The organism is Paraburkholderia graminis C4D1M, from assembly GCF_000172415.1.
Classification (GTDB): Bacteria; Pseudomonadota; Gammaproteobacteria; order Burkholderiales; family Burkholderiaceae; genus Paraburkholderia; species Paraburkholderia graminis.
Genome location: NZ_ABLD01000025.1, coordinates 42,540 through 54,227, shown reverse-complemented (window position 1 = coordinate 54,227; position 11,688 = coordinate 42,540). Strand labels below are relative to the sequence as shown.

Below are 11,688 nucleotides of genomic sequence, written 5' to 3'. Positions count from 1 at the left end.
ATGGCGGAAAAGGCAAAGAACGCGTCTGAATTCATAAATTGACGCGCGATGCAAGCGTCAAGAATAGACGTACGCAATCCGGCGGCGGCAGGGCAGAAACGAAGGCCCACCAACGCTTCCGGCGCCTAACGTCAATGACCCCACGGACCTTCCATGTCGAACCCGAATCCTTTCTTCGAAGAACCGCTGAGCACGCGCGATGCGGCGGTGCGCGGCGCAATTTTGAAAGAGCTCGAGCGCCAGCAGTCGCAAGTCGAGCTGATCGCGTCGGAAAACATCGTGTCGCGCGCGGTGCTCGAAGCGCAAGGCTCGGTGCTGACCAACAAGTATGCGGAAGGTTATCCGGGCAAGCGTTACTACGGCGGTTGCGAATATGTCGACGAGATCGAGACGCTTGCGCTCGATCGCATCAAGCAACTGTTCAACGCGAAGTTCGCCAACGTGCAGCCGCATTCGGGCGCGCAGGCCAACGGCGCGGTGATGCTCGCGCTGGTGAAGCCAGGCGACACAGTGCTCGGCATGTCGCTCGATGCAGGCGGCCACCTCACACATGGCGCCAAGCCCGCGCTTTCGGGCAAGTGGTTCAACGCGGTGCAGTACGGCGTGAATCGCGACACGTTGCTGATCGACTACGAGCAGATCGAGGAACTCGCGCAGCAGCATAAACCCGCGCTGCTGATCGCCGGCTTCTCCGCTTATCCGCGCGCGCTGGATTTCAAGCGGCTGCGTGCGATCGCCGACAGCGTCGGCGCGAAGCTGATGGTCGATATGGCGCACATCGCAGGCGTGATCGCGGCGGGACGTCATGCGAATCCGGTCGAACATGCGCACGTGGTTACGTCGACGACGCACAAGACCTTGCGCGGCCCGCGCGGCGGCTTTGTGCTGACGAATGACGAAGACATCGCGAAGAAGATCAACTCCGCCGTGTTCCCCGGCCTGCAAGGCGGCCCGCTGATGCATGTGATCGCCGGCAAGGCGGTCGCGTTTGGCGAGGCGCTGCAACCTGGCTTCAAGACTTATATCGACAGTGTGCTCGCGAATGCGCAGGCGCTCGGCGAAGTACTGAAGGCAGGCGGCGTCGATCTCGTGACGGGCGGCACGGACAACCATCTGTTGCTGGTCGACTTGCGCCCGAAGGGTCTCAAGGGTAATCAGGTCGAGCACGCGCTCGAGCGCGCCGGCATTACGTGCAACAAGAACGGCATTCCGTTCGACACGGAAAAGCCGACCATCACCTCGGGAGTTCGCCTCGGCACGCCGGCCGGCACCACGCGCGGCTTCGGCGTGAACGAGTTCCGCGACGTGGGCCGTTTGATTGTCGAAGTACTCGACTCGCTGCGCGATCACCCCGAAGGCCATGCCGCCACCGAACAACGCGTGCGCCGCGAGATCTTCGCGCTGTGCGAGCGCTTCCCCATCTACTGAGAACGCCTGGAGCAAACGATGAGCAATCTGCACGAAAACAGCATCATCATCGACGGTTTGAACATTTCGAAGTTCGAGCGCTCGGTGTTCGAAGATATGCGCAAGGGCGGCGTGACCGCGGTGAACTGCACGGTGTCGGTGTGGGAGAGCTTTCAGAAGACGGTCGACAACATCGCCGAAATGAAGCAGCAGATCCGCGAATACGGCGAGATCCTGACGCTCGTGCGCACGACCGACGACATCTATCGCGCGAAGAAAGAGAACAAGACCGGCATTATTTTTGGCTTCCAGAACGCGCACGCATTCGAAGACAACCTCGGCTATATCGAGGCATTCAAGGATCTCGGCGTGAACGTGGTGCAGCTTTGCTACAACACGCAGAACCTCGTCGGCACCGGTTGCTATGAACGCGACGGCGGCCTCTCGGGCTATGGCCGAGAAGTGATTCAGGAGATGAACCGCGTCGGCATCATGGTCGATCTCTCGCATGTGGGCGGCAAGACTTCTTCGGAAGCGATTGCGGCTTCTAAAAAGCCGGTGTGCTATTCGCATTGCTGCCCGTCGGGATTGAAAGAGCACCCGCGCAACAAGAGCGATGTGCAACTGAAAGAGATTGCAGATGCAGGCGGTTTTGTCGGCGTGACGATGTTCGCACCGTTTCTGAAGCGTGGTGCCGACGCGACCGTCGAAGACTATATCGAGGCGATCGAATACGTAGTGAATCTGATCGGTGAAGATCAGGTCGGCATCGGCACGGACTTCACGCAAGGCTACAGCACTGAGTTCTTCGACTGGATCACGCACGACAAGGGCCGTTATCGCCAGTTGACGAACTTCGGCAAGGTCGTGAACCCGGAAGGCATTCGTACGATCGGCGAGTTTCCGAATCTGACCGCCGCGATGGAACGTGCCGGCTGGAGCGAAACGCGCATCAAGAAGATCATGGGCGAGAACTGGGTGCGGGTATTCGGCGAAGTGTGGAAAGTCTGATCTTCCGCCTCATCAATCAACGAAATCACCCTATAAAAAGCGGAGTCCCACATGCAACCCCAACTGCCTATCGACGTCGATCCGAACACCGGCGTCTGGACCACCGACGCGCTGCCGATGCTTTACGTGCCGCGCCATTTCTTCACGAACAATCACACCGCGGTTGAAGAAGCGCTCGGCATCGACACGTATGCGGAGATTCTCTACAAGGCCGGCTACAAGTCCGCGTACTTCTGGTGCGACAAGGAAGCGAAACAACACGGCATTGCCGGCATGGCCGTATTCGAGCATTACCTGAAGCGGCTTTCGCAGCGCGGCTGGGGCATCTTCTCGATTACCGAAGCGGACCCGTCAACTTCGCATGCGCGTATCGAACTGCATCATTCGTCGTTCGTGCTCGCGCAGCCGGGCAAGGTCGGCAAGCTCTGCTACATGTTCGCCGGCTGGTTCGCGGGCGCAATGGATTGGGTCAACGACACCGCGCCCGATTCGTCGCGCAAGGGACCGCCTTCGCAATCGCGCGAAGCGCGCTGCGCAGCGGAAGGCCACGAGCATTGCGTATTCGAAGTCTCGCCGCTCGCCGCATAACGCGTACGGCACAGCACTACCCGCCATATCATTCCGAGGTCGATCGCGATGCGTTACCCGAACCTTTTCAAGCCTCTCACGCTGAACAAGCTGACCTTGCGCAATCGCATCGTGAGCACTGCGCATGCGGAGGTGTATGCGGAGCCGGGCGGCCTGCCTGGCGACCGTTATATCCGCTACTACGAAGAAAAGGCCAAGGGTGGTGTCGGCCTCGCCGTGTGCGGCGGTTCGAGCCCGGTGTCGATCGACAGTCCGCAAGGCTGGTGGAAGTCGGTGAATCTGTCGACCGACAAGATCATCGATCCGTTGTCGCGCCTCGCCGAAGCCATGCATGCGCACGGCGCGAAGATCATGATCCAGGCCACGCATATGGGCCGTCGCTCGGCATTTCACGGCGAGCACTGGCCGCATCTGATGTCGCCGTCCGGCGTGCGCGAGCCGGTGCATCGCGGCAACGCGAAGATCATCGAAGTAGAAGAGATTCGCCGCATTATCACAGACTTCGCCGCGGCCGCTAAGCGTGTGAAAGACGCGGGCATGGACGGTGTCGAAATCTCGGCGGCGCACCAGCATCTGATCGACCAGTTCTGGAGCCCGCGAACCAATTTCCGTACTGACGAATGGGGCGGCTCGCTCGAAAACCGCCTGCGTTTCGGCGTCGAAGTGTTGAAAGCCGTCCGCGAAGCAGTCGGCCCCGATTTCTGCGTCGGCTTGCGCATGTGCGGCGACGAGTTTCATGAAGACGGGCTCGATCACGAGCAGTTGAAAGAGATCGCGCAGGCCATGAGCGAAAGCGGCCTCATCGATTATCTCGGCGTGATCGGTTCGGGCGCGGACACGCACAACACGCTCGCGAACTGCATGCCGCCGATGGCGCTGCCGCCCGAGCCGTTCGTGCATCTCGCGGCCGGCATCAAGTCGGTCGTCAAGATTCCGGTCATGCACGCGCAAAGTATTCGCGACGCAGGCCAGGCCGAGCGTTTGCTCGCAAGCGGCATGGTCGATCTCGTCGGCATGACGCGCGCGCAAATTGCCGACCCGCATATGGTCATCAAGATTCGCGATGGCCGCGAAGACGAGATCAAGCAATGCGTCGGCGCGAACTATTGCATCGACCGCCAGTACAACGGGCTCGACGTGCTGTGTGTGCAGAACGCTGCGACATCGCGTGAAGCGACGATGCCGCATGTAATTACACGCACGAGCGGGCCGAAGCGCAAGGTTGTCGTGGTCGGCGCCGGTCCTGCCGGACTCGAAGCCGCTCGCGTCGCGAAGTCGCGTGGTCATGACGTCGTGCTGTTCGAAAAGAACGACTACGTGGGCGGCCAGATCATGCTCGCGGCCAAGGCGCCGCAGCGCGAGCAGATGGCGGGCATCGTCCGCTGGTTCGACATGGAGACGAAACGGCTTGGCGTGGACCGCCGTCTCGGTGTTGCCGCCGACGAAAAGACCATCATGGCCGAGAAGCCGGACATCATCGTGCTGGCTACGGGCGGTTCGTCGTTCACGTCGCAAGTCGCGGCATGGGGTGTCGACGAAGGTCTCGCTGTCAGTTCGTGGGACGTGCTCTCGGGCAAGGTCGAGCCGGGCAAGAATGTACTCGTGTATGACGGCGTCAGCACACATGCCGGCGCAGGCGTGGCCGATTTCATCTCGAGCCGCGGCTCGAATGTGGAGATCGTCACGCCCGACGTGAAAGTCGCCGACGACGTAGGCGGCACCACGTTCCCGATTTTCTATCGCCGTCTCTATGCGCAAGGCGTGGTTCACACGCCGAATTACTGGCTCGACAAGGTGTACGAAGAAGACGGCAAGAAGATCGCCGTGCTTCGCAACGAGTACACCGAGGAGCAGGAAGAGCGCGCGGTCGATCAGGTGGTGATCGAAAACGGCAGCACGCCGAACGACGAGTTGTACTGGAAGCTCAAGCCCGAGTCGGTGAATCGCGGCCAGGTGGACGTGCATAAGCTCTTCGCATCCGAGCCGCAGCCGTCGCTTTCCGAAGAACTCGGCAATGGCCGCTTTCTGCTGTTCCGCGTCGGCGACTGCATCTCCATGCACAACATTCACGGCGCGATTTACGACGCGCTGCGCCTTTGCAAGGATTTCTGACGATGAGCCCCGTGTCTGTCATCACCGTGCTGTTGTGGTGTCGATGGCGGGTCTGGCGTTCGCGCTCGCGAAGCGCGCCGCGTATTGGCGCGAGGGCCGCGCGACGGCGGCGGGCGCGTACGGCTGGGCCAATTTGCTGTCCATTCCAAAGCGCTACTTCGTCGACATGCATCATGTGGTCGCGCGCGATCCGTACATTGCAAAGACACATGTCGCGACCGCGGGCGGTGCGATCCTCGCAATGGCGCTCGTGTTCGTCAACTACGGTCTCGCGATCTACTCGCCGTGGCTCGACAAGCTGATCTTTCTGGCCGCGCTCGTGATGCTGGTCGGCGCCGTGTTCGTGTGGCGCCGCCGTCATGGTGCGAAGGCGGTGCCCGCCCGGCTTTCGCGTGGACCGTGGGATCACTTGCCGCTGCTGCTCGGCTCGTTCGCGCTCGGCCTCGTGCTGTTCGTCGCGCTGCCGGCTTCGGCGATGTCGGGCGCGCTCGCCATCATCGTCGCGCTGCTGATCGCGGTGGGCGCCTTCACGATGACGTTCGGTGCGGCGCGCGGCGGTCCGATGAAACATGCGCTCGCGGGTCTTTTGCATCTGGCTTTTCATCCGCGTCAGGAGCGCTTTGCCGAGCGTAACTCGAAGGATGTCGTGCCGCCCACCGCATTGAAAGTGCCGCTGCTCGACGCGAAAGAATATGGCGTGGGCAAGCCGGTTGAATTTCGCTGGAACCAGTTGCTCAGTTTCGATGCGTGCGTGCAGTGCGGCAAGTGCGAAGCGGCATGTCCCGCGTTCGCCGCCGGCCAGCCGCTTAATCCGAAGAAGCTGATTCAGGATCTGGTCACGGGCATGGTCGGTGGCACCGACGCGGAATACGCGGGCAGCCCGACGCCCGGCATTCCGGTCGGCAAGCACGGCGGCGCACCACAAAAGCCCTTGATTTCCAGTCTCATCGAAGCGGAAACGCTGTGGTCATGCACGACCTGCCGCGCTTGCGTGCAGGAGTGCCCGATGCTGATCGAGCATGTCGACGCAATCGTGGACATGCGCCGCAATCAGACGCTCGTCGAAGGCACGGTGCCCGGCAAAGGTCCGATCACGCTCGCGAATCTGCGTGAGACCGGCAGCGCGAATGGTTACGACATCGGCGCGCGTTACGACTGGGCCGTCGATCTTCAGGTGCAGGTCGCGCAGCCCGGACGTCGCGTGGATGTGCTCTTGATCGCAGGAGAAGGCGCGTTCGACATGCGCTATCAACGCACGCTGCGCGCGCTCGTCAAGGTGCTGAACCGCGCGGGCATCGACTATGCGGTGCTGGGCGGAGTGGAAACGGATACCGGCGATACAGCCCGGCGTCTCGGCGACGAAGCCACCTTCCAGCAACTCGCGAGCAAATTGATCGGCACGCTTTCGCAGTATTCGTTCGGCAAGATCGTGACCGCGGACCCTCACGTGCTGCACAGCCTGCGCAACGAATATCGCGCGCTGGGCGGCTTTTACGAGGTCCAGCATCACACTGCGCTGATCGACGAACTCATCGCGAGCGGCAAGCTGTCGCCGCGTGCCGCCGCCGCGTACGCGGATAGCAAGATCACGTATCACGATCCGTGTTATCTCGGCCGCTATAACGGCGAAACGGAAGCGCCGCGCCGCGTGTTGAAGAGCATCGGCATCAAGGTCGTCGAAATGGAGCGCAACGGTATGCGCGGACGTTGCTGCGGTGGCGGCGGCGGTGCACCGTTGACGGACATTCCGGGCAAGCGGCGCATTCCCGACATTCGCATCGACGACGCACGCGGCATCGGCGCAAACATCGTCGCCGTGGGTTGCCCGAATTGCACGGCGATGCTCGAAGGCGTGGTCGGTCCGCGTCCCGAAGTGCTGGACGTCGCCGAACTGGTTGCAGCGGCGCTGGAGTAACGCGATGAACACAATCAAACGAATCGATCCGCGCCGGCCGTTTACGATCACGGCTGACGGACTTCGGCGCATTACGTTGGGCGCTATCGGTGTGGCCGGTGCGCTGGATTTCACGGCCGCGAGCGGCGCACATCGCGAACAGCCGAAGCCGCGCCGCACGACAGCGGCGCCTTCGCACACGATGCTGGTCGCCGCGCACGCGGACCGCGGCGCGCTCGACGAGCATGCGCGCCAGACACTCGCCGCCGCTGCATTGGTTGCGGATGCATCGACGGAAGTCGTGCTGCTGGTATTCGGCGAGTTCACCGGCGACGCTGCGGCGCTCGGCGCCGACAAGCTAATCGAATTGCCCATGTTCGATAGACGCAAGTTCGCGCCGGTCGATGAACTGAATGCGCTTGCGGCGTGCGTCGCGGCGTATGCGCCCGTGCATGTGTTCCTGCCCGACAACGCGACCGGCGACGGCGATCTCGGCCGCCGCTATGCAGCCGCGGCGAATGCGAGCGTCGCGACGCATGTGGTCGAAATCGACGCCTCGCACGTGGCCGCGTATGTGCATGCGAATACCGCGTTGGCTTCGCGCGCGTTGCCCGAAGTGGTTCTGCTCGCAGCGAATGCGGTCGATCCGAAGTTGCCGTTCGTCGGCGCGGGCGAGCGAGTGGTGTGGCGCTTCGATGGCGAGTCGGCCAGCGCGAAAGGCACGGTGCGCGATCTCGGCATCGAGGAAATGGACGCGGCGCAACTTGCATTGGAAGAGGCGGACTTCATCGTGTCCGCGGGCAACGGCGTGAGCGACGTGCCGGCGTTCGAGCGTCTCGCGGCCACGCTGGGCGCGGCGATCGGTGCAAGCCGCGTGGCCGTCGACGACGGCAAGTTCACGCGCGACAAGCAGATCGGCGCAACGGGCAAGACGGTCGAAGCGAGCGTGTATATCGCGTTCGGCATCTCGGGCGCCGTGCAGCATTTGCAAGGCATCAAGGATTGCCGTCATGTGATCGCCGTGAATCTCGACGCGAGCGCGCCGATTGCCAAGCGCGCGAATCTGACCGTGATCGCGGACGCGCAGGAAACCATTGCGGCGCTCAACGATGCCGCGGCTGCAGCGCGTTCGGCGCGCGGCACCGGCGCGGCGTTACTCAATTCGAAGGCCGTTGCGGAAGGAGCGCTTGCATGAAAATCGCCGTACTCGTTTCGGTGGGCCGGCATCCGGTAAGCGGCGTTGCGCGTTACAGCCGCAACGACGCAGCCGCACTCACGCTCGCGTTGTCGCTAGTGAAGCAGCACAACGCCACGCTCGATGTGCTGCATGCAGGCGACGCAGCGAATCCCGCGTTGCAGGAATATCTGGCGCTCGGTGCGCGCTCGGTGGAAGTGCTTGCGGTTCCCGCAGTTGGGGACGACGCGCAAGCGGATGCTTCCGCGCCGCTCGCCGCGCGTTTGCATGGCTACGATCTGGTGCTGACCGGAACGCGCGCGGAAGGCGCATTCGACAGCGGCATGCTGCCGTATCGCGTCGCCAATGCGCTGAATATTCCGCTCGTCGGCGCGGCCGTCGACGTGACGTTGAACGACGGTTGCGCGCAGGTTCGCCAATTCATGCCGAAGGGTTTGCGTCGACGTGTCGAAGTTCAATTGCCTGCGCTGATCGCGGTGCATCCGATGGCGAATGCGACGCCGACGTATGCATACGCACGACTGCGCGAAGGCACGATTCGTCCGGTTGCGAGTACGGCAGGCGCGGGAACAGCCGCGAGCGATGCCACCACAGAACCCGCCTGGACGATCCGCCCCGCAACCGCCAAACCCGTGCGCCTGGCCGCCGCTGAAAAGCGTTCCGGCCATGCCCGCATGCTTTCGGCAACCACGACGGAAAGCCGCGGCGGAAGCGTCGTAATTGAAGGGAGTTCCGTCGAAAAAGCACAAGTGATTCTCGCGTATTTGCGCGAGCATCAACTCGTGGATTACTGATTTCCGGTTCAGGCGAACCAGCGGCCAGGAGGGCCTGGCGCGGCGCCAGACGTGACACGCAACGGAGCACACAATGAAAGTTTCCGCAGACGTTCGCGCAATGATCGAACGCCGCAAAAAGAATCACACGCTGGAAGCGCCGTTCTATACGAGCGAGGACATCTTCGCGCTCGACATGGAAGCGATTTTTCGCCAGCACTGGATTCAGGTCGCAGTCGAGCCGGACGTGCCCGAACCGGGCGACTACATCACGGTGGAGATCGGTCATGATTCCATCCTGATCGTTCGCGACGACGACATGCAGGTGAGGGCGTTTCATAACGTATGCCGTCATCGCGGCTCGCGCCTGTGCAATACCGACAAGGGCTCGCTCGGCAACATCGTGTGTCCGTATCACAGCTGGACGTACAACCTGAACGGCGATTTGATGTTCGCCGAGCATATGGGCGACCAGTTCGACCGTTGCAAGCACAGCCTGAAGAAGGTGCACGTCGAGAACCTCGCGGGACTTATCTTCATCTGCCTCGCGGAGAATCCGCCCGCGGACTTTTCGGTGATGCGCGCCGCAATGGAACCGTATCTGCTGCCGCATGAACTGGCCGGCTGCAAGATCGCGGCATCGATCGACATTATCGAGGAAGGCAACTGGAAGTTGACGATGGAAAACAATCGCGAGTGCTATCACTGCGTCGCGAACCATCCCGAACTCACCATTTCGCTTTACGAATACGGCTTCGGCTATCAACGCTCGCCGGCCAACGAAGAAGGCATGGCCGCATTCGAAGAGACCGTTGCACGGCGCACCGCGCAATGGGAAGCGATGAAACTGCCGTCGGCGGAAATTGAACGGCTCGCGGATCTCGTGACAGGTTTTCGCACGCAGCGCCTGCCGCTCGATCGCGACGGCGAATCGCAGACGCTCGACGCAAAAGTGGCGTCGAAGAAACTGCTGGGCGGCTTTGAGCAGGCCGATCTCGGCGGGCTTTCTTTCTGGACGCAACCTAATTCGTGGCATCACTTCATGAGCGATCATATCGTGAGCTTTTCGGTGATTCCGCTTTCGGCGGGCAAGACGCTCGTGCGCACGAAATGGCTCGTGCACAAGGACGCACGCGAAGGCATCGACTATGACGTGAACAACCTCACGGCAGTCTGGCGCGCGACCAACGATCAGGACCGTGCGCTCGTCGAATACTCGCAGCGCGGCGCATCGAGCAGCGCGTACGAGCCGGGTCCTTATTCGCCGTTCACCGAAGGTCTCGTCGAGAAGTTCTGCGAGTGGTATAACGGCCGCATCGCGGATTACAGCAATGCACCGCAAACCCACGATGCCACGCCGCTTGCGCATGGCGAGAACGTCGTGTCCTTCGTGCGCTGAGCGCCGAGCGCAACCAGGAGCGGGAGAAAACAATGATGCGCGATCAGGCGGCGTTTCAGCCAGGCGGTGAGCCGGCCACAGACCCTGCAACAAGCCGTGCAAGCCGTGTTACGCAGCCGCGCTTCTGGGACGCGCTGCCGGCGCGCTGGAACAGCGACGTCGACGACACGCTGGTGTGCTGCCACGTCCGTCAGGAAACGCATGACGTGAAGAGCTTTTTCTTCCGCGCGCCGAATGAACGGGCGTTCGTGTTCGAGCCGGGGCAATTCATCACGCTCGAACTCGATATAGACGGCGAATCGATTAACCGCTGCTATACGATTTCGTCGCCGCCGACGCGGCCACACACCATCTCCATTACGGTGAAGCGCGTGCCGGGCGGCAAGGTGTCGAACTGGCTACACGACAATCTGCAAGTGGGCGGCGAGGTTCGCGTGCTTGGGCCGGCCGGCGAATTCACGTGCGCCCGCCATCCCGCGCGCAAATTCCTGTTTCTGTCGGCGGGTTCCGGCATTACGCCGTTGATGTCGATGAGCCGCGCTCATCACGAACTCGGCGAGGACAGCGACATTGTGTTTGTGCACAGCGCTCGCACGCCGGACGACATCATCTTCGCGCGCGAACTCGATCTGATTGCGTCGAATCACGCGCATTTTCGCACCGCATTTGTGTGCGAACGCTTAGGCGCGCGCACGAATTGGCCTGGCGTGACGGGCTTTTTGACCTTACCGCTGCTCAAGCTGATTGCGCCGGACTTTCTGGAACGCGAGATCTTTACCTGCGGCCCCGCGCCGTATATGCAGGCGGTACGTAATCTTCTGGATGAGGGCGGCTTCGATCGCCGTCATTATCATGAAGAGAGCTTTTCGTTCGAAACGGTCAGCGAGGTCGCCGCGCAATTGACGACCGCTCACGTCGGCGATGTATTGCAGACCGCGACTGAAGCGGTTGCTGTGGAGAGCTTTGCAGAAGCGCGGCAAGAAGCGCCGGCTTTCAAGCCGGCTCCCGCGGCGCCGGAAGTCGGAACCGAAATCGAAACGCGCTATAAAGTGAGCTTCACGAAGAGCAATCGCGAGATCGAATGCGGCAGCGGCCAACATGTATTGGACGCTGCAAAAAAAGCGGGCGTGCGCCTGCCCGCATCGTGTACCCAGGGTATGTGCGGAACCTGCAAGGTAAAACTCGTATCCGGCGAGGTCGCGATGAAGCACGCGGGCGGCATTCGTCAGCGCGAAATCGATCAGGGTATGGTGCTGCTGTGCTGCAGCAAGCCGCTCACCGATCTCGTCGTCGAAAAGTGACTGGCGCG

At 61.9% G+C, this 11,688-nt stretch carries 8 protein-coding genes and 1 pseudogene; all 9 read left to right on the top strand.

The genetic code is table 11. The features are described from left to right. Positions 1 to 153 precede the first annotated feature (153 nt). Positions 154 to 1,428 carry a serine hydroxymethyltransferase gene (locus tag BGRAMDRAFT_RS27530; RefSeq protein WP_006052172.1) on the top strand — a complete coding sequence of 425 codons (1,275 nt, stop codon included), beginning with the start codon at positions 154 to 156 and terminating at the stop codon, positions 1,426 to 1,428. 18 nt (positions 1,429 to 1,446) lie between these two features. After that, positions 1,447 to 2,418, top strand: coding sequence for a dipeptidase (locus tag BGRAMDRAFT_RS27525; RefSeq protein ID WP_006052171.1), 972 nt, complete (start codon positions 1,447 to 1,449; stop codon positions 2,416 to 2,418). Between the two features lie 51 nt (positions 2,419 to 2,469). Beyond that, on the top strand, positions 2,470 to 3,006 hold the full coding sequence (locus tag BGRAMDRAFT_RS27520) for a DUF5943 domain-containing protein (RefSeq protein WP_006052170.1): 537 nt from the start codon (positions 2,470 to 2,472) through the stop codon (positions 3,004 to 3,006). Positions 3,007 to 3,054: 48 nt separating this feature from the next. Then, complete coding sequence (locus BGRAMDRAFT_RS27515; protein WP_006052169.1) at positions 3,055 to 5,118, top strand: NADH:flavin oxidoreductase; 2,064 nt, start codon at positions 3,055 to 3,057, stop codon at positions 5,116 to 5,118. Positions 5,119 to 5,120: 2 nt separating this feature from the next. Then, positions 5,121 to 7,033, top strand: a pseudogene (locus BGRAMDRAFT_RS27510) ((Fe-S)-binding protein). A gap of 4 nt (positions 7,034 to 7,037) precedes the next feature. After that, entirely contained in the window at positions 7,038 to 8,207 is a 1,170-nt protein-coding gene (locus tag BGRAMDRAFT_RS27505; protein WP_006052167.1) for an electron transfer flavoprotein subunit alpha/FixB family protein, read from the top strand. Further along, complete coding sequence (locus BGRAMDRAFT_RS27500) at positions 8,204 to 9,001, top strand: drug:proton antiporter (RefSeq protein WP_006052166.1); 798 nt, start codon at positions 8,204 to 8,206, stop codon at positions 8,999 to 9,001. Before BGRAMDRAFT_RS27505 ends, BGRAMDRAFT_RS27500 begins: the two co-directional genes overlap by 4 nt. A 73-nt stretch (positions 9,002 to 9,074) precedes the next feature. Beyond that, complete coding sequence (locus tag BGRAMDRAFT_RS27495) at positions 9,075 to 10,379, top strand: aromatic ring-hydroxylating oxygenase subunit alpha (protein ID WP_006052165.1); 1,305 nt, start codon at positions 9,075 to 9,077, stop codon at positions 10,377 to 10,379. Positions 10,380 to 10,411: 32 nt separating this feature from the next. After that, positions 10,412 to 11,680, top strand: coding sequence for an FAD-binding oxidoreductase (locus BGRAMDRAFT_RS27490; protein ID WP_044021915.1), 1,269 nt, complete (start codon positions 10,412 to 10,414; stop codon positions 11,678 to 11,680). Positions 11,681 to 11,688 lie beyond the last annotated feature (8 nt).

Excerpts from the sequence above, each read along its gene's own strand:
- BGRAMDRAFT_RS27530 (WP_006052172.1), top strand. The coding sequence starts at position 154 with ATGTCGAACCCGAATCCTTTCTTCGAAGAACCGCTGAGCACGCGCGAT.
- BGRAMDRAFT_RS27525 (WP_006052171.1), top strand. The coding sequence starts at position 1,447 with ATGAGCAATCTGCACGAAAACAGCATCATCATCGACGGTTTGAACATT.
- BGRAMDRAFT_RS27520 (WP_006052170.1), top strand. The coding sequence starts at position 2,470 with ATGCAACCCCAACTGCCTATCGACGTCGATCCGAACACCGGCGTCTGG.
- BGRAMDRAFT_RS27515 (WP_006052169.1), top strand. The coding sequence starts at position 3,055 with ATGCGTTACCCGAACCTTTTCAAGCCTCTCACGCTGAACAAGCTGACC.
- BGRAMDRAFT_RS27505 (WP_006052167.1), top strand. The coding sequence starts at position 7,038 with ATGAACACAATCAAACGAATCGATCCGCGCCGGCCGTTTACGATCACG.
- BGRAMDRAFT_RS27500 (WP_006052166.1), top strand. The coding sequence starts at position 8,204 with ATGAAAATCGCCGTACTCGTTTCGGTGGGCCGGCATCCGGTAAGCGGC.
- BGRAMDRAFT_RS27495 (WP_006052165.1), top strand. The coding sequence starts at position 9,075 with ATGAAAGTTTCCGCAGACGTTCGCGCAATGATCGAACGCCGCAAAAAG.
- BGRAMDRAFT_RS27490 (WP_044021915.1), top strand. The coding sequence starts at position 10,412 with ATGATGCGCGATCAGGCGGCGTTTCAGCCAGGCGGTGAGCCGGCCACA.